At 68.9% G+C, this 15,650-nt stretch carries 18 protein-coding genes and 1 pseudogene; 4 read left to right on the forward strand and 15 right to left on the reverse strand.

The genetic code is table 11. From position 1 onward, the window contains the following. Positions 1 to 68: 68 nt before the first annotated feature. From AS96_RS05440 to AS96_RS05455, 4 genes are all read right to left on the reverse strand, one after another. Positions 69 to 2,591, reverse strand: a complete 2,523-nt coding sequence (locus tag AS96_RS05440; RefSeq protein ID WP_036286545.1) for a glycogen/starch/alpha-glucan phosphorylase — start codon at positions 2,589 to 2,591, stop codon at positions 69 to 71. Between the two features lie 75 nt (positions 2,592 to 2,666). Continuing rightward, entirely contained in the window at positions 2,667 to 3,683 is a 1,017-nt protein-coding gene (locus AS96_RS05445; RefSeq protein ID WP_005049042.1) for a YihY/virulence factor BrkB family protein, read from the reverse strand. A 60-nt stretch (positions 3,684 to 3,743) separates the two neighbouring features. Next, entirely contained in the window at positions 3,744 to 4,223 is a 480-nt protein-coding gene (locus AS96_RS05450; RefSeq protein WP_016465383.1) for a prepilin peptidase, read from the reverse strand. Further along, positions 4,216 to 4,512: a DUF1905 domain-containing protein gene (locus tag AS96_RS05455; RefSeq protein ID WP_005049039.1), complete on the reverse strand. Its 297-nt coding sequence runs from the start codon at positions 4,510 to 4,512 to the stop codon at positions 4,216 to 4,218. The genes AS96_RS05450 and AS96_RS05455 overlap by 8 nt, the downstream gene beginning before the upstream one ends. Positions 4,513 to 4,644: 132 nt before the next feature. On the opposite strand from AS96_RS05455, the gene AS96_RS05460 reads away from it, so the two are divergent. Further along, positions 4,645 to 5,457 carry a hypothetical protein gene (locus AS96_RS05460; protein WP_231477123.1) on the forward strand — a complete coding sequence of 271 codons (813 nt, stop codon included), beginning with the start codon at positions 4,645 to 4,647 and terminating at the stop codon, positions 5,455 to 5,457. Here the strand turns inward: AS96_RS05460 and AS96_RS05465 are convergent. Next, a complete protein-coding gene (locus AS96_RS05465; protein WP_231477125.1) occupies positions 5,448 to 6,356 on the reverse strand; it encodes a L,D-transpeptidase in 909 nt (302 codons plus the stop codon). The two genes, AS96_RS05460 and AS96_RS05465, sit on opposite strands and share 10 nt — an antisense overlap. Before the next feature lie 82 nt (positions 6,357 to 6,438). After that, on the reverse strand, positions 6,439 to 9,159 hold the full coding sequence (adhE, locus tag AS96_RS05470; RefSeq protein WP_036286554.1) for a bifunctional acetaldehyde-CoA/alcohol dehydrogenase: 2,721 nt from the start codon (positions 9,157 to 9,159) through the stop codon (positions 6,439 to 6,441). A 193-nt stretch (positions 9,160 to 9,352) separates the two neighbouring features. Here adhE and nrdI point away from each other — a divergent pair, with 193 nt between their 5' ends. Further along, positions 9,353 to 9,793, forward strand: a complete 441-nt coding sequence (gene nrdI, locus AS96_RS05475) for a class Ib ribonucleoside-diphosphate reductase assembly flavoprotein NrdI (protein ID WP_005049028.1) — start codon at positions 9,353 to 9,355, stop codon at positions 9,791 to 9,793. A 9-nt stretch (positions 9,794 to 9,802) separates the two neighbouring features. Here the strand turns inward: nrdI and AS96_RS05480 are convergent, their stop codons facing one another. Genes AS96_RS05480 through AS96_RS05490 form a run of 3 tightly spaced genes read right to left on the reverse strand, consistent with a single transcriptional unit; the run spans position 9,803 to position 11,865 of the window. After that, entirely contained in the window at positions 9,803 to 11,002 is a 1,200-nt protein-coding gene (locus tag AS96_RS05480) for a cation:proton antiporter (RefSeq protein ID WP_036286557.1), read from the reverse strand. 4 nt (positions 11,003 to 11,006) lie between these two features. Next, positions 11,007 to 11,393: a hypothetical protein gene (locus AS96_RS05485; protein ID WP_036286560.1), complete on the reverse strand. Its 387-nt coding sequence runs from the start codon at positions 11,391 to 11,393 to the stop codon at positions 11,007 to 11,009. A 25-nt stretch (positions 11,394 to 11,418) separates the two neighbouring features. After that, the gene (locus AS96_RS05490; protein WP_051498761.1) at positions 11,419 to 11,865 is read right to left on the reverse strand and encodes a hypothetical protein; all 447 of its coding nucleotides are present in this window, start codon (positions 11,863 to 11,865) and stop codon (positions 11,419 to 11,421) included. Positions 11,866 to 12,016: 151 nt separating this feature from the next. Between AS96_RS05490 and AS96_RS15435 the strand changes: the two genes are divergently transcribed. Continuing rightward, positions 12,017 to 12,181 (forward strand): hypothetical protein, encoded by a 165-nt coding sequence (locus AS96_RS15435; protein WP_005049019.1) that lies wholly within the window; start codon positions 12,017 to 12,019, stop codon positions 12,179 to 12,181. On the opposite strand, the gene AS96_RS05500 is transcribed toward AS96_RS15435, so the two are convergent. From AS96_RS05500 to msrB, 3 genes are read right to left on the reverse strand one after another with little or no spacing between them, the layout of a single operon-like run. Further along, complete coding sequence (locus tag AS96_RS05500; protein WP_036286566.1) at positions 12,147 to 12,611, reverse strand: hypothetical protein; 465 nt, start codon at positions 12,609 to 12,611, stop codon at positions 12,147 to 12,149. The two genes, AS96_RS15435 and AS96_RS05500, sit on opposite strands and share 35 nt — an antisense overlap. Before the next feature lie 60 nt (positions 12,612 to 12,671). Next, complete coding sequence (gene msrA, locus AS96_RS05505; protein ID WP_016465389.1) at positions 12,672 to 13,220, reverse strand: peptide-methionine (S)-S-oxide reductase MsrA; 549 nt, start codon at positions 13,218 to 13,220, stop codon at positions 12,672 to 12,674. After that, a complete protein-coding gene (gene msrB / locus AS96_RS05510; RefSeq protein ID WP_036286569.1) occupies positions 13,217 to 13,696 on the reverse strand; it encodes a peptide-methionine (R)-S-oxide reductase MsrB in 480 nt (159 codons plus the stop codon). Before msrB ends, msrA begins: the two co-directional genes overlap by 4 nt. A gap of 182 nt (positions 13,697 to 13,878) precedes the next feature. Between msrB and AS96_RS05515 the strand changes: the two genes are divergently transcribed. Continuing rightward, complete coding sequence (locus AS96_RS05515) at positions 13,879 to 14,487, forward strand: HD domain-containing protein (protein WP_036286571.1); 609 nt, start codon at positions 13,879 to 13,881, stop codon at positions 14,485 to 14,487. A 31-nt stretch (positions 14,488 to 14,518) separates the two neighbouring features. Here AS96_RS05515 and AS96_RS15655 read toward each other — a convergent pair whose 3' ends face one another. The 3 genes and pseudogenes from AS96_RS15655 to AS96_RS05525 form a co-directional block, all read right to left on the reverse strand. Continuing rightward, the gene (locus AS96_RS15655; RefSeq protein ID WP_231477127.1) at positions 14,519 to 14,659 is read right to left on the reverse strand and encodes a hypothetical protein; all 141 of its coding nucleotides are present in this window, start codon (positions 14,657 to 14,659) and stop codon (positions 14,519 to 14,521) included. Between the two features lie 245 nt (positions 14,660 to 14,904). Next, a pseudogene (locus AS96_RS15980) lies at positions 14,905 to 15,204 on the reverse strand (NAD-binding protein); the annotation flags it as partial. A 39-nt stretch (positions 15,205 to 15,243) separates the two neighbouring features. Then, positions 15,244 to 15,612, reverse strand: a complete 369-nt coding sequence (locus AS96_RS05525) for a hypothetical protein (protein ID WP_036286572.1) — start codon at positions 15,610 to 15,612, stop codon at positions 15,244 to 15,246. Positions 15,613 to 15,650 lie beyond the last annotated feature (38 nt).

Raw genomic sequence — 15,650 nt, forward strand, 5'->3', positions numbered from 1 at the left:
TCAACGACCGGGACGCGAGGCGGGCCGGTCGTTGAGCGAGCGCAGCGAGTCGAAGCCGCTGACAGCTCTCAGAGCAGGGGCGGCGTGTGCCAGATGCGCTCGATATAGTCGCGCATCGAGCGGTCGGACGAGAAGAAGCCGGAGCGCGCGACGTTCAGGATCGCGGACCGGGTCCACGCATCCTGGTCGACGTAGGCGGCATCCGCCCGCTCCTGCGTCGCGACGTACGACGAGTAGTCGGCCAGCACCATGAAGCGGTCGTCGTAGAGCAGGTTCGACACGATCGGCTCGAACACGCTGCGATCGCCGCCCGAGAACGCGCCGGAGGCGATGAGATCCATCGCCCGGCGGAGGTTCTCGTCACCCTGGTAGAAGTCGGCGGGCTTGTAACCCCGGGCCCACAGCGCCTCCACTTCGGGCTCGCTCATGCCGAAGAGGAAGAAGTTGTCATCGCCCACGAGCTGACGGATCTCGACGTTCGCGCCGTCGTCGGTGCCGATCGTCAACGCCCCGTTGAGCGCGAACTTCATGTTGCCCGTGCCCGAGGCCTCCTTGCCCGCGAGCGAGATCTGCTCCGACAGGTCGGCGGCCGGGATGAGCCGCTCGGCGAGCGTGACGTTGTAGTTCGGCGGGAACAGCACCTTCAGGCGCCCCTCGACGCGGGGGTCGGTGTTGACGACCTCTCCGACGGCGTTGATGAGGTGGATGATGCGCTTGGCCATGGCATAGCCGGGGGCCGCCTTCGCGCCGAAGATGACGGTGCGCGGGAGCACGTCGGATGCCGCGACCCGCCCCGACACGATGCTCTCGTACTGCGTGACCACGTGAAGGAGCTTGAGCATCTGCCGCTTGTACTCGTGCAGACGCTTGACCATGACGTCGAGCATGTGGCCGTCGCTGATCTCGAGGCCGTCGCGCGCGCGCAGCACATCGCCCAGGCGACGCTTGTTGGCGGCCTTGACCTCGGCGAACGCCTGACGGAACTGGGGATCCTCGGCGTACGCCTCGAGCTCCCGGAGACGCTCGAGGTCGGTGAGCCAACCGGTGCCGATGGCCTCGGTGATGAGCCCCGACAGCCCGGGGTTGGCCAGCCGCACGAATCGGCGCGGTGTGATGCCGTTGGTGACGTTCGTGAACTTGCCCGGGAAGAAGTCGTTGAAGTCGGGCAGCACCTTGTCGCGCAGCAGCTGCGAGTGGAGCTCGGCGACGCCGTTCACCTTCGCTCCGGCGACCGTGGCGAGGTACGCCATCCGGACGCTGCGCTCCGGGAACTCACCGATGATCGACATGTTGCGGATACGCATCTCGTCATCGCCGTAGCGTTCACGCACCGCCTCGAGGAACTCCTCGTTGATGCGGTAGATGATCTCCAGGTGGCGCGGCAGGAGGCGTCCCAGAAGGTCGACCGACCACACTTCGAGCGCCTCCGGCAGCAGCGTGTGGCACGTGTAGGCGAAGCACTGCTGCGTGATCGTCCACGCGGCATCCCACTCGAGCTTGCGCTCGTCGACGAGCACGCGCATGAGTTCGGGAACGCCGATCACCGGGTGGGTGTCGTTGAGCTGGAAGATGACGCGGTCCGGGAGCTTGTGGATGTCGAAGTCGGCCGGGAGAGTGTGCTCCAGGAAGTCGCCGATGGATGCCGCGACGAAGAAGTACTGCTGCTGCAGACGCAGCTCCTTGCCCTGCGGCGTGGAGTCCTCGGGGTAGAGGACCTTGGAGATGTTCTCGGCGAACGTCTGGGCTCGGACGGCCTCCTCGTAGTCGCCGGAGTTGAAGACGCGCAGGTCGAACGAGTCGGTCGCCTTGGCACTCCACAACCGCAGCGTGTTGACGCGCCCGTTGAGGTAGCCGGGCACCATGTAGTTGTAGGGGACGGCGAGCACGTCCCAGCCCGGCACCCAGCGCGACCGGGTGACGCCGGCGTCGTCGTAGGTCTCGGTGTGTCCGCCGAAGGAGATGCGGCGTGCCGCCTCGGGGTGCGGGAACTCCCAGGGCGAACCGAGCGTCAGCCACGCGTCCGGCTGCTCGACCTGCTGTCCGTCGACGAACGTCTGCCGGAAGATGCCGTACTCGTAGCGGATGCCGTAGCCGATGTTGGGCACGCCCATCGTCGCGAGCGAGTCGATGAAACAGGCCGCGAGGCGCCCGAGGCCGCCGTTGCCGAGTCCGGGCTCGACCTCCTGCGCACGCAGCTCCTCGATGTCGATGCCGCAGGCGGCCATCGCCTCGGTCGCGATCTCCGTGAGGCCGCTCGCGAGCAGATTGTTGTCGAGCTGGCGGCCCAGCAGATACTCGGCGGAGAGGTAGCAGACGCCCTTGGCCTGGACGACACGCTGTCGGCGGAGGTCCTCGAGCCAGCGCGCCATGAGGTAGTCGCGGACGGTCATCGCGAACGCGAAGTAGCGGTCGTTCGGGGTGGACGCCGACAGCGGCACGCCCCGCTCGTAGTTGAGGTTGCGCAGGAACTGTCGGACGAATCCGTCCACGGAACTGGCGGGCCCGGTCACCGGCGCCAGCGCCAGCGGGTGGGTTGCGTGGAGCGCATGAGGCGCGGAGGTGGGACCGGTCACGGCTTCGGGTTCTGACACAGATCACACGCTAACGTGCGCCCCCGCGGGATGCACATCGGCGGGAGTCATCTTCACGAGGCGCTTACCTCGTCGTTACACGGCATCCTCTGGAGCGCTGGCGCGCTCGCGCTCATCCTGCTCCGCGCGCCGCGCCGCATCCAGGTCGGCGGCGGCCCGCGCGAGCGCGTTCTCGGCTGTCTGCACGCGGCGCTGCGCGAACGTCGACGCGCCGTAGCGGGTTCGGACCCGGTCGTCCTGTTCCTCGACGAGCGTGAAGACGTAGGCCGTAGCGATGAGGATCACCTGCGCGGAGAGGTTGATCCAGAGCAGCAACGCGATCAGCGCGGCAAACGATGCCAGAAGGGGGTTCGCCGACGCGCCGCCGACGAACAGACCCGACAGCAGCTGAAGGACCGTGAGCCCGACGGCACCGAGCACCGCGCCCGTCCAGAGCGCCTTCGCCGGGGCGCGTACACCCGAGAGCACACGGAACAAGACCGCGATGACCGCGGCATCCAGCACGAACGTCACGAGGATCGCGAGCAGTCGCGTGCCCCAGGCGATGGCCACACCGTCGCGGGCAACACCGAACCACTGTGCGACCAGATCGAGGCCGGCCGTACCCAGCATCGTGACGAGCGCCGAGGCGACCAGAGCCACCCCGACGACGACGGCGAGCGCGACGTTGCGCAGCAGGACGAGCCAGAAGGGCACGTCGTCCGTCAGCTTGTCGCACATGATCCGCATCGCGGCGCGCAGCGACCCGATCGCACCGATCGCCGCCCCCACGAGGCCGACGAGCGAGACGATGCCGGCGATCGACAGACCGATCGACACATCGATCTCATCCACCTTGATCAGGCCGTTCTCCCCCACGAGACCGGGGATCGTGCGGTCGACCGACGCGATCAGCGCCTGCCATGCCTCCGGGTTGCCGGAGAGCCAGAGGGCAGCGGCGGAGAAGCCGAGCAGTGCCGCGGCGAACACGCTGAACAGCGTGCGATAGGTGACACTGTCGGCGAGCATGGCGCCGCGGCGCTCGCTGTAGCGGAGGAACGCGCGAACGGGCGTCAGCGACAGTGCGCGAGCGACGACGCGAGAGATGTCCATGGCGCCCAGACTATGCGGCCGCACCGTCGCGCCGGGGGGCCTTGACAGCGCCCACCGCGGTCAGAGGGCGGCGGCCAGCAGTCCGATCCACGTCCCCGCGACGAGGAAAGGACCGAACGGGATGCGCGTCGAGCGCGAGGCACGTCGCGTCAGCAGGAGGACGATGCCGACGACACCGCCCAGCAGGAAGGCGGCGACGACGCCGAGGAGGACAGCCGACCAGCCGACCCAGCCGAGGAGCACCCCCACGAGCGCAGCGAGTTTCACGTCGCCGCCGCCCATCGCGCCCCGCCCGATGATGCGCAGCATCAGGAAGAAGGCGAACAGCACCGCCCCGGCCGCAGCCGCCCGCAGGAACGCCGCCCAGGGGGCACCGACCGCACAGGATGCCGCGAACAGCGCGAGCGTGACGGCGAGCGCGGGAAGCACGAGGGCATTGGGCAGGCGGTGGGTGCGCAGATCGACGATCGTGAGGATCACGCCGACGACCGCGGCGACGACGAAGGCGGCCGCGGCGAGGGCGGCGGCCGGATCACCCATCCTGCACCTCGAGGTGGACGTGGACCGGGGCTGCGAGGTCGATGGCTTCCGCTTCGCGCACCGAGCGTTTCAACGGCAGCACGTAGCGCCCGCGCTCGGCGTCGGGGAAGACCGAGGTGCGCCAGCGCGACCCACCGATGCCGACCTGCACGCGTACCGCGCCGAACCCGCGCGGCGGTCGTGGCAGCTCGCGGATATCGGCGCTGGCCTCGGCCGGCAGCTCGACGAAGTACCAGTCCTCCTGTCGGGCCGACCAGCGGAAGATCTCACCGTCGAACTCGAAGCGCACCCGGTCATCGTAGCGATCGCACGCTCGACGCGAACGGCCCCTGTGGAGGGCGCTCCTCGCCGGCACGGGGCCCACCGCGGCGACCAGCGGATGACGCGGAGCGGGTGTCGGGGCCCCGTGAGAGCATCCCGTATGCGAACCGATCCGATGCGACCGCCCGGCTCACCCCGCGACGAGGTGCCTTCACCTCCGCGTCGACTCCCGGTGTTCGACGACGAGTTCCACGACGGCATCGACGAGCGACGGTGGATCCCCGCCTACCTGTCGCACTGGACCACGGCGCGGCGCGCGGCCGCACGCACGCTCTCCGTCGCAGACGGGCTCGAACTGCGCATCGAGAGCGATCAGCCCGATTGGCGGGCCGAGGACGCACCGCTGCGCGTCTCCAACCTGCAGACCGGCGCGTTCTCCGGCCCGGTCGGCTCGCCGAGGGGAACACACCGCCATCGCGGCGACGGGCTGCTCGTACGCACCCACACGCCCACACGACTGCTCTTCGCGCCCTCTCGCGGCCGCATCGAGATCACGCTGAGCGCAAGCACAGATCCGGGCTGCATCACAGCGGCCTGGCTGGTGGGAACCGAGCATCGCGCTCCCACGGAGGCGGGAGAGATCTGTATCTCCGAGATCGATGCGGCGGCGGTCGGCATGCCGACGACGGTTCGCACCGGCATCAAGAGCCACCACGACCCGCGGCTGATCACGGAGATGCGGGAGATCGAGGTGCCGGTGGATGCCGCGACGGCGCACACCTGGACGGTGATCTGGGACGGGCGCGAGACGCTCATCGGCTGCGAGGGCAGACTGGTCGGGCGATGGGCGCAATCTCCCTCCTATCCCGTCTTTCTCATGCTCGATCTCTTCGAACTGGGCGGGAGCGGCGGCGCTTACCCCAAACGCGCAACGCTTCATCGCGTTCGGGGGTGGGACGTGCCCTACGGGTAGACGATCACGGGGGTCCCCGGCGGCAGCTGCGCGAGCCGATCGGTGGCCGGGCCGTCGAGGTAGATGCAGCCGAACGAGTTCGCTCCGGAGCGCTCGCGGTAGTAGTGGAAGGCGGTCACGGCGACCGTGCCGCCGTCGAAGCCCGCCATCGTCGCGGACTGCACCCCGAGATACACGAGCGGATGGCCCTGTGTGTAGGCGAACTCCGGGACGACGCGCGTCAGCATCACGAACGTGCGCCCCACGGGCGTCGGCGTCGACGGCTTGCCCCACGCGAAGTCGCTGGCGACCCGTTCCACACCGGATGCGGAGACGATATCGATCGTGTGGTCGGCCAGGTGCACCTCGACATAGGCGGTCACGGGCGTCAGCTCGATATCCGCGGCGCGAAGCCAGCCGACCGTCTGCGCGGGGTTGCCGTCCGGCGGAACACCCTGCCGGCCGGCGAGCAGGACCTTGACCCAGTGCGATTGGCGCTCGACGACGGGAACGACCGTGCCGCCGTACGCGGCGTCGCGCGGCAGGTACCCGAGCGGCTGTCCGGCGGGGTCGGCGAAGATGGGGGCCGCCGTCAGCGGCGTGGCGAGCTCACCGGTCGTCGGCGCGAACGGCGCGTCATCGACGGGGATGCCGGGCGTCACCGACCACACGTCGATCTGCCGAAGCGCGGCGATGTCGTACGCGGTCGTGTTCTCGGGGGCTCCGACCCGGGCCGCCGTCGGCGACGCCGAACCGGGTGGCGCCGCCGCTGCTGCGGTCTCCGCTCCGGGCGGCGTCGCGGGAGCCGCGGCACCCGCCCCCAGCGCGACCAGCCCCAGGACGATTGCTCCGATGGCGGCGAGCGCCGTCACGGCCCAGGGGGCGATGTCCCCGAACCGCAGACGGCGTGGCATGTGCATGCCTCCAGGGTACGGAGATCGAGCAGGCGCGGAGAAGGGGGCCGGGTATGCTCCCCCGGCCCCCTTCGTTCCGCAGCGTCGGTCAGGCGCTGGCCTTGGCCTTCTTGGCCGTCGCCTTGGCGGGCGCCGTGCGCACGGTTCCCGTCACGGCCTCGCTCTCGGCGTGGGCGACCTTGCGGGCCGCGCGCACCTCCTCGAAGGAGGTGCCGTAGTAGGCGGCCTCCATGAGGGTCTTCATGTCCTCGATCATCGGCATCCGCGGGTTCGCCGGAGCGCACTGGTCGCGGTACGCGGCCAGGGCGAGCTCCTGCAGGCCCGAGATGAAGGTGGTCTCGTCGACGCCCTGCTGCTGGAACGACCGCTCGATGCCGACTCGGTCGCGCAGCTCCTCGACGGCGCGGGCGTAGCTTTCCACGCCCTCCTCCGGGGTGGATGCCGGAAGGCCGAGGTGCTTGGCGATCTCCTGGAACCGCTCGGGCGCGATGTAGCGCTCGTACTTCGGCCAGCTGGTCAGCTTGGTCGGGACGGTGCCGTTGTAGCGGATCACGTGGGGCAGGTAGACCGCGTTCGTGCGGCCGTGCACCAGGTGATAGGTCGCGCCGGTCACGTGCGCCATGGCGTGGACGATCCCGAGGAACGCGTTTCCGAAGGCCATACCCGAGATGGATGCCGCGTTGTGCATCTTCTCGCGGGCCTTGATGTCCTCGGCATCCGTCGAGTTCGGCTGCGCCTTGGTGCTGCGCTCGATGTTCTCGAAGATGAGTTTGATCGCGTGCAGGCACAGGCCGTCGGTGTAGTCGTTCGCGTACACCGACACGAAGGCCTCGGTGGCGTGCGTCAGCGCGTCGAAGCCCGCGTCGGCGACCAGGAAACCGGGCAGCACCTTGGTGAGCACGGGGTCGATGATCGCGACCGACGGGGTGAGCGCGTAGTCGGCGAGCGGGTACTTCATGCCGCTCTCGTCGTCGGTGATGACGGCGAACGGGGTCATCTCGCTGCCGGTGCCCGAGGTGGTCGGGATGCAGACGAGCTTCGCCTTCTTGCCGAGCTCGGGGAACTTGAACGCGCGCTTGCGCACGTCGAAGAACTTCTCGCACATGTCGGAGAACTCCACCTCGGGGTTCTCGTACAGCAGCCACATCACCTTGGACGCGTCCATCGGCGATCCGCCACCGAGGGCGATGATCGTGTCGGGCTGGAACTGACGCATGAGGTCGGCGCCGGCGCGCACCTCGGAGACCTTCGGCTCCGGCTTGACGGTGTTGATCAGCTGCACCTGCACGCGGTTGTCACGCCGGTTCAGCACATCCATGATCTTGTCGACGTAGCCGAGCTTGGTCATGGTCTCGTCGGTGACGATGGTCACGCGCTCGACGCCGCGCATGTCGGCGAGGTAGCGGACGGCGTTCGGCTCGAAGTAGGTCTTCGCCGGGATCTTGAACCACTGCAGGTTGTTGTTGCGACGCCCGATGCGCTTGACGTTCAAGAGGTTCACCGCCGAGACGTTGTTGGAGACCGAGTTGTGTCCGTAGGAGCCGCAGCCGAGGGTCAGCGACGGCATGAACGCGTTGTAGATGTCACCGATACCGCCGAGGGCCGACGGGCTGTTCTCGATGATGCGGACGGCCTTGACGACGGCGCCGAACTGAGCGATGACGTCCTGGTCGTTGGAGTGGATCGCACCCGAGTGGCCGAGACCGTCGAAGTCGACCATCTGGCGCGCGAGGTCGATGCCCTCCGCCGGCGTCTTCGCGCGCAGCACGGCGAGCACCGGCGCGAGCTTCTCGCGCGTGAGAGGCTCCTGCGGGCCGACGCTGCCGACCTCGGCGAGGATGATCGACGTGTTCTCCGGAACGGTGAAGCCCGCGTGCTCCGCGATCCACTGCGGCGACTGGCCGACGACGGTCGGGTTCAGCTTGGCGCCGGCACAGTTCTCGCTGTCGGCCGTGACGCCGAAGATGAACTCCTCGAGCAGGCGCTTCTCGGCGGGCGTCGCCATGTAGGCGTGCAGACGCGCGAACTCGGCGAGGGCCTCTGCCGCGATCGGCTCGTCGAGGATGACGGCCTGCTCGCTGGCGCACACCATGCCCATGTCGAAGGACTTCGACAGGACGATGTCGTTGACGGCGCGGCCCACCTTGGCGGTGCGTTCGATGAAGGCCGGGACGTTGCCGGCGCCGACGCCGAGGGCGGGCTTGCCGCACGAGTAGGCGGCGCGGACCATCGCGTTGCCACCCGTGGCGAGGATGAGGGCGACGCCCGGGTGGTTCATCAGCTCGCCGGACGCCTCCATCGAAGGCTCTTCGATCCACTGGATGCAGTTCTCCGGAGCGCCCGCGGCGATCGCCGCGTCGCGGACGATCTTCGCCGCGGCGACGGAACACTTCTGGGCCGCCGGGTGGAAGCCGAACACGATCGGGTTGCGGGTCTTCAGCGCGATGAGCGACTTGAAGATGGCGGTCGAGGTCGGGTTGGTGACCGGCGTCAGCGCGCAGATGACGCCGACCGGGTCGGCGATCTCGGTGATGCCGGTGATCTCGTCGTGCGAGATGACGCCGACCGTCTTCTGATTGATGATCGAGTTCGTCACGTGCTCGCAGGCGAACATGTTCTTCACGGCCTTGTCCTCGAACAGGCCGCGGCCGGTCTCTTCGACCGCCATGAGCGCGAGTTCGCCATGGAAGTGCAGGGCCGCGACGCTCGCCTTGCGGACGATGTGGTCGACCTGTTCCTGCGTGAAGGATGCGTACTCTGCGAGCGCGGCTTGTGCGCCTTCGACCAGAGCATCGATCGAGGTGGACATTGTGGGTTCTCCTACCCGGCGCGGACACGGTGTCCGCGTCATCGCTTTCCGGGTCCGAGGGCTCTCGGGCCTGTCTGAGATCAGTATGACATATGTGGTCTGACCACACAAGCGACGTGGATGCGGCCGCCGCCGAGGGTTTGTCACGCCGATGCGGCGAGCGGACGCGGCGGCATCCGATGAGACTGTCGACATGCGGAAGATCCCCGTGTACTACTACTCCTCCTCGTCGAACCTCACCGGCCGGTTCGCGGAGGCTCTCGCGCGGATCGACGGTCGGCGGGTGCTCAATCTCGCCCGCTCCGACGTGAGGCGCGGCGAGCCGAGCGGCCCCTGGGTCCTGCTCACGCCGTCGTACAAGGCCGGCAACGCCGACGAGGTCACCCTGCCGGCCGGCGTGCGGGCGTTCCTGCGCTCGCCCATGACGCGACGACGAATGGTCGGGATCATCGGATCGGGCAACCGCAACTTCGGCGACTACTATCAGGCCGCCGCGCGGCAGCTGTCACAGACGTCGGGGCGCCCCGTCCTGTTCGAGTTCGAGCTGGCCGGCACCCGCGAGGATGTGGAGCGGTGCGCGGCCATCCTTGCGACGCTGGATGCCGCGCTGGACGAGGTCCGCAACGCAGGTTGAACCAGCCGATCAGGTCGGCGGGCGCCCCGAGCGCGTCACCGACCCGGGCGCGGCGCCCGCTGCCTGCGTTCCCGTCGGCGAGAACGACGCGCGGCCCGACGCGACCGCGGCGGCGGCCGCGAGGGCTCCAATGGTGATGATCGCGCCGAGCACGAGCGCAGCCTGCTCCCCCGCGGCGAGCGCGCCCGTCTCGGCGCCGATCGTCGCTGCGGCGATGGGAACGCCGAGTTGCGCCGCCGCGATGACGGCCCACAGTGGATGCTGGTGCATCAGCGCGCCGACGAGGTGCGCGATCAGTGCACCGACGCCGAGCAGCAGTCCGAGCAGGAGGTACGACGGCGACGCCAGGAGACTGCCCAGCGAGAGCGACGATCCCAGCCACACGAAGTAGAGCGGCGACAGGAACCCCTCCGTCACCGCGAACAGCTGGCGCGCGAGCCGCCGCGGCTCGCCGGCGCTGGCAACAGCCAGGCCCCCGGCGAACCCGGCCAGCAGCACGGAAACGTGCGACACCGTCGCGAGCGCGCCGAGGCTGCAGACGAGGATCAGGCTGACGCGCAACTCGATCGCAAGCTCATGCGCTTTGCTCGTCTCGCGCAGACGCTTCCACCGGTCGCCACGATCCGCCCACCTCAGGGCGAGGGCGAGCAGCGAAGCGACGGCCGCGATCCCGAGCGCACCGACGGCGGCGACCGGTGCGCGCTCGGGATCCATCGCCAGCGGCAACGCGACGATGCAGGCGGTGTCGGCGATCGCGACCTGCGCGATCGTGGGCAGGAGCTGCGCACCGCCCAGGCGCGTCTGCTGCACGGCCGGCAGCACGAGCGCGGCGGAGGAGGAGGCCATCACGACGGCGTAGATGGCAGCGTGGCCCGTGTCGAAGACAGCGGCGAGGGCCCACCCCGCACAGGCCGCAGCGATGCCGACGACGATCGCGTGCAGCGCGCCGCGGCCGAGGGCGGGCCGCAGACGGGCGTCACGCAGAGGCACATGCGTCCCCGCGACGAACATCGTGAGACCGAATCCGAGCGTTGCCAGAAAGCTGAACGTGGCGTCGGTGGTGTCGACCAGATGCAGGCCCGACGCACCGATGATCATGCCGGCGACGAGCTCGCCGATCACGACCGGCACGCGCCATCGCGTGCCCGCTGACAGGAGGGGGCCGAGCAACGCGACCGCGCCGACGAGCGCGAGCGTCTCCAGGGTCATGCGCTCACGCCGCGGCGTCGGGGCCGACGATGCGGCACGGGATCTCGGTGTTCTCGTCGAGATACCAACTCGCGCAAACCCGGTGATAGCCGTCGGCGATCTGTGCGGGAAGACCGCGCGTGAGGTCCCCGTGCACGATAAGCACGGGCGACAACGGCTTTCCCGCACGGACCTTGCGGAGATCGTCGGCGACGTGCGGGTTGTCCGTGGGGAGAATCGGCAGACCCGCCGCACGGAGGATGTCCTTCGCCTTCTTCGTCACCGTCGCCCTTGTCCGCAGAGCGGCGATGAGAGAACCTGCGCGCTCAGGGGCGGCGATCAGGCGGAGATAGTCCTCCGCCGCGGGGAAGTCGTGCTCGTCGGGGTCGTTCTTCCAGATCGGGTCGGCCATGAGGACATTGTGCTCCGCGGCAGCGTCAGAGCCGGGTGCGACGCGTCATGAGTCGTGCACCGCGACGTTTCCCGTCGCGGTGCACGGCGAAGTCGGCGAGCGCCGTCGAAGTCGGCAGATCCACCCACAGCCGGAGGCTTCCCGGTCGGGACCCGACGCCGTTGATGAGAGCGGCGCCTCCGAGGCGGTGCAGGATCGGTGCGACCGAGACGGCGACCTCGTGCGGCAGTGAGCCGACACCTCGCCCGTTGGAGGAGACGGCGACCGAAGCGACGTCGTGCCGGGTCGGAGCGACGTGGCGCATGACGTAGGTGCGCCGCTCATCACCGCGCCGCTCGCGGTCGTTGACCAGGAAATGCGTCTTCTCGAGCGCGACCCGACGCGTCGCGAGCCCCCGCAGATCGGGCAGATCGTCGTGTCGGCTGACACGACCGGTCACGATGTGCAACATCTCTTCCCACCAGGCAGGCATGGCACCGTCCCTTCAGGTCGGTATGCCATCACCGCAGTGGAGCATGTCCCCACCATCTCACAGCGGCCTGTGGGAGTGCTGACCGCGCCTCTCGGGCGCCGGTCCGCACGATCCGGCCCGCCGGGCGGGAAAGGCGCGTAGGGTCGGGACCATGTGGACCGTACTCATCATCCTGCTCGTCGCCTGGGCAGTACTGTCCATCGTCGGCTTCGCCTTCCCGGGCCTGCTGTGGCTCGCCATCATCGGCATCGTGCTGTTCATCGGCACGATCGTCTTCGGCATCATCCGGCAACGTTCGCGCCGGCCCCGAAGCTGACCGAGGCGGCGAGGGCGACGACGGCCGCGGCTCGCTCGCGCTCGCTCTCCGCCGTCTTCTCGTCGCGCCGCGCGGCCGCATCGCGACGCTCGTGCGCGTGGTCACTGATGGCGGCGAGACGTTCGGCGAGCACGCTGCCCAGGCCGTCGCGGAGCTCTTCGAGAGTGGTGTTCGCGATCTCCAGCCGACGGTCGGAGACCGTGAGCTCGACCGTGGGATACCCCTCACGGACGAGGGTCTCCCGCGTCTCATCGCCGAGGATCTCGGCGATCTCCTCACGCTGCGGGCGCCGAGTGAACACCGCCTCGACGGTGTAGCGGGCGGGGGCGTCGGCAGTCATCAGCGCGGACGGCAGAGAGCCGACCAGCACCGATCCGAGGCCGAGGGGGGCGCTGGCGGACGAGGTCGTGGTCGTGCTCGGTGTACTCATGGCCTGACGGTACGCCCCGAAGATGTGCGGCTCACAGCTTCGAGGCGCACGGACCGTCGATCAGGCGTCAGCGCGGGACGGCAGCACCCAGCCCGCTCGCGGGAAGTGGCAGGTGTAGCCGTTCGGATAGCGCAGCAGGTAGTCCTGATGCTCGGGCTCCGCCTCCCAGAACGATCCAAGGGGCTCGATCGTGGTGACGGCGGGAGCCGGCCACAGGCCGGAGGCGTCGACGTCGGCGATGGTGTCACGAGCGACGCGCTCCTGCTCGGGCGTGACGGGGAAGATGGCCGAACGGTAGCTCGTACCGATGTCGTTGCCCTGGCGGTTCAGCGTCGACGGGTCGTGGATCTGGAAGAAGAACGCCAGGATGTCACGGTAGGTGGTCGCGCTCGGGTCGAACACGATCTCGACCGCCTCGGCATGACCGGGGTGATTGCGGTAGGTCGCGTGGTCGTTCTGACCTCCCGTGTACCCCACGCGGGTGCTGATCACTCCGGGCTGGCGACGGATCAGATCCTCCATTCCCCAGAAGCAGCCGCCCGCGAGAATCGCGGTCTCGGTGCCGGCCGGCTGGGTGATCGCTCCGGTGTCGCTGGGTCCGCTGGTCATGCTGCATCCTCCTCGGAAGTGGGGCTGTCGGGGGTGGGGAAAAGGCCGAGATACTCACCGTAACCCTGGTCTGCGAGCTCATCGACGGGCACGAAGCGCAGCGACGCCGAGTTCATGCAGTAGCGCAGTCCGCCCTCGGCGCGCGGGCCGTCGTCGAAGACGTGACCGAGGTGGCTGTCCGCGCCGGAGGAGCGCACCTCGGTGCGCGTCATCCAGAGCGTCCGATCGGTGGTCGTGACCACGGCATCCGGATCGATCGGGCGGGTGAAGCTCGGCCATCCCGTGCCGCTGTCGAACTTGTCGTTCGACGAGAACAACGGCTGCCCCGAAACGACATCAACGTAGATGCCGTCGTCGTGCAGGTTCCAGTACGCGTTTCGGAACGGAGACTCGGTGCCCTCGTCCTGTGTCACGGCGTACTGCTGGTCGGTGAGGCGGCTGAGCGCCCCGGGCGTCTTGCGGTAGTCCTTCGACATGGTGTCTCCTCTGCGATGCCGCTGGCTGCGGCATCACTCGTTCCAACAGAGGATGCGCCCGATTTGGTCCCGTGAGGCTGGGCGCCGGCTGTGAGTTCTGGCCACCTTGTCTGGCAGGAATACGTCGAGGCTCGACCGGCCCCGGCATCCTCTGTGGGCGCGTCCGTCGCGAGACTGGATCCATGCGCCTCACCGACTTCCACGCACCCGACACCCTGGCTGCGCGCGGAGCGCTCGAACTCGCCCGCCAGTACCAGTCGCCCGCGATCACGGCCCACGCCCTGCGCTCCTGGCTCTGGGCCGAAGCGTTCGCGCGCATCGACGGCATCGCCGAGGTGGACCACGAGCTGCTCTACGTCGCCGCCGTGCTGCACGACATCGGCACCGTCACCGCGTTCGACAGCCACACCGTCTCGTACGAGCACGCCGGGGGTCACGTCGCTGTCGCGCTCGCGGCCGGGGCGGGGTGGCCGGTGGAGCGTCGCGCCCGCGCGCTCGATGTGATCGTGCGGCACAACTGGCCGCGGGTCGATCCGGCGATGGATGCCGAGGGATACCTCTTGGAGGTCGCGACCGGTCTCGATATCTCGGGTGCCCGGCCGGAGGCGCTTCCCGAAGCGTTTCGCCGTGAGGTGCTCGCGGTCTATCCCCGGGGAGCGCTCGCCGCGGAGTTCGGCGCCTGTGTGCTCGACCAGGCGGCACGCAAGCCCGACACCGCGGCACGACGCCTCGTCGACGGCGGCGTCATCGAAAAGCTCGCGGACAATCCGCTGGAACGGCTGTCGTTCTGACCAGCCTTCCGCGCCCGAGCGTGCGGATCGGTCAGCGCGGGACGAGGAGGTCGCGGCCGAAGCGGACCAACACGTCCGACCCGGCATACGAACCGAACAGCGGGATAGGCGCGTATCCCTCGCGCTGGTAGAAGCGGATCGCGTCGGGCTGAGCCGTACCGGTCTCCAGCACGAGACGTCGGCACCGAGGGGACGAGCCTGCTCCTCCAACTTGCGAAGCACCGCGCTGGCGATCCCGGAACCACGGACCGACGGCGCCGCACCCGGTTCGTGATCGTCGGAACCGTAGCGCGCGTCGAGCTCCTGGCGCTGGCCCTGTCTGAGGCGGTCAGCGTCGGAGTCGTCGAACGGGGTGAGCTCGAGAGTCCAGGGCCCGGGCGCTCGCGCATCGGCACGCGCCTGGAGAGCGGCGATGACGCCGATCATGTCGAGCTCTCCCCTGCCGTCGGCGACCGCGCTCTCGTAGAGCTCGCGACTGGCCGTGATCAGCGGGTGGGCGGAGCCGGCCGCGTCTGCCGCCGTCTCGGCGAGCCGCGCGTTCTTGAGCACGTCGGCGATCGCCGCCTGCGCCGCCAGGTCGTCGTCGGTAAGCTTCTGAGCCTTACCCCGCGATACGACCGACGCCATGGGTCCGGCGTCGAGCACGTCGCGCAGAACGTTCGCGTCGATGCCGGCGCGTTCGGCGAAGTGAAAGGCAGCCGACGACGACGACGAGATGTGACGCTACCCAGATAGTTCCTTGCATCGGTTGAGACATTAGCGGGATCGCGTCGGTGTGAAACCGGCTCTTTGTTGCGTTCCCCATTCTGCTTTCCGCCGGGTGACGGCGCGGACGAGGCCGATGGTGCGCCACCACGCGTGGGCGGCGTGGAACCAGACGGGTTCGATGGCGCCGGCAGCAAGCAGGTTGAGGACGTCTCGAGTCCTTGAGAACCGGTGGTACGCCGATTCTTCGAGGAGGACGGCGAGAGCGGAGTTGAGGAACCCGAGGCCCGCGGACGCGGCGACGACGAGCCAAAACAGGCTCCACGGGGCGAAGCCGAGCAGAGACGAAAGGAAAACCGTGGCGAACCCGACTCCCCCGATGAGTGGACCGAGGGGGTCTGCCCCGAGTTTGGTTGACATCTGAACTGTGAGGATTCGTCCTCGCTGGAAGGATGTTC

This window comes from Microbacterium sp. MRS-1, from assembly GCF_000585455.1.
Lineage (GTDB): Bacteria > Actinomycetota > Actinomycetes > Actinomycetales > Microbacteriaceae > Microbacterium > Microbacterium laevaniformans.

Excerpts from the sequence above, each read along its gene's own strand:
- AS96_RS05515 (WP_036286571.1), top strand. The coding sequence starts at position 13,879 with ATGCGCCTCACCGACTTCCACGCACCCGACACCCTGGCTGCGCGCGGA.
- AS96_RS05460 (WP_231477123.1), top strand. The coding sequence starts at position 4,645 with ATGCGAACCGATCCGATGCGACCGCCCGGCTCACCCCGCGACGAGGTG.
- adhE (WP_036286554.1), bottom strand. The coding sequence starts at position 9,159 with ATGTCCACCTCGATCGATGCTCTGGTCGAAGGCGCACAAGCCGCGCTC.
- AS96_RS05465 (WP_231477125.1), bottom strand. The coding sequence starts at position 6,356 with ATGCACATGCCACGCCGTCTGCGGTTCGGGGACATCGCCCCCTGGGCC.
- AS96_RS05525 (WP_036286572.1), bottom strand. The coding sequence starts at position 15,612 with ATGTCAACCAAACTCGGGGCAGACCCCCTCGGTCCACTCATCGGGGGA.
- AS96_RS15435 (WP_005049019.1), top strand. The coding sequence starts at position 12,017 with ATGTGGACCGTACTCATCATCCTGCTCGTCGCCTGGGCAGTACTGTCC.
- AS96_RS05485 (WP_036286560.1), bottom strand. The coding sequence starts at position 11,393 with ATGGCCGACCCGATCTGGAAGAACGACCCCGACGAGCACGACTTCCCC.
- msrA (WP_016465389.1), bottom strand. The coding sequence starts at position 13,220 with ATGACCAGCGGACCCAGCGACACCGGAGCGATCACCCAGCCGGCCGGC.
- nrdI (WP_005049028.1), top strand. The coding sequence starts at position 9,353 with ATGCGGAAGATCCCCGTGTACTACTACTCCTCCTCGTCGAACCTCACC.
- AS96_RS05450 (WP_016465383.1), bottom strand. The coding sequence starts at position 4,223 with ATGGGTGATCCGGCCGCCGCCCTCGCCGCGGCCGCCTTCGTCGTCGCC.
- AS96_RS05500 (WP_036286566.1), bottom strand. The coding sequence starts at position 12,611 with ATGAGTACACCGAGCACGACCACGACCTCGTCCGCCAGCGCCCCCCTC.
- AS96_RS05480 (WP_036286557.1), bottom strand. The coding sequence starts at position 11,002 with ATGACCCTGGAGACGCTCGCGCTCGTCGGCGCGGTCGCGTTGCTCGGC.
- msrB (WP_036286569.1), bottom strand. The coding sequence starts at position 13,696 with ATGTCGAAGGACTACCGCAAGACGCCCGGGGCGCTCAGCCGCCTCACC.
- AS96_RS05445 (WP_005049042.1), bottom strand. The coding sequence starts at position 3,683 with ATGGACATCTCTCGCGTCGTCGCTCGCGCACTGTCGCTGACGCCCGTT.
- AS96_RS05490 (WP_051498761.1), bottom strand. The coding sequence starts at position 11,865 with ATGCCTGCCTGGTGGGAAGAGATGTTGCACATCGTGACCGGTCGTGTC.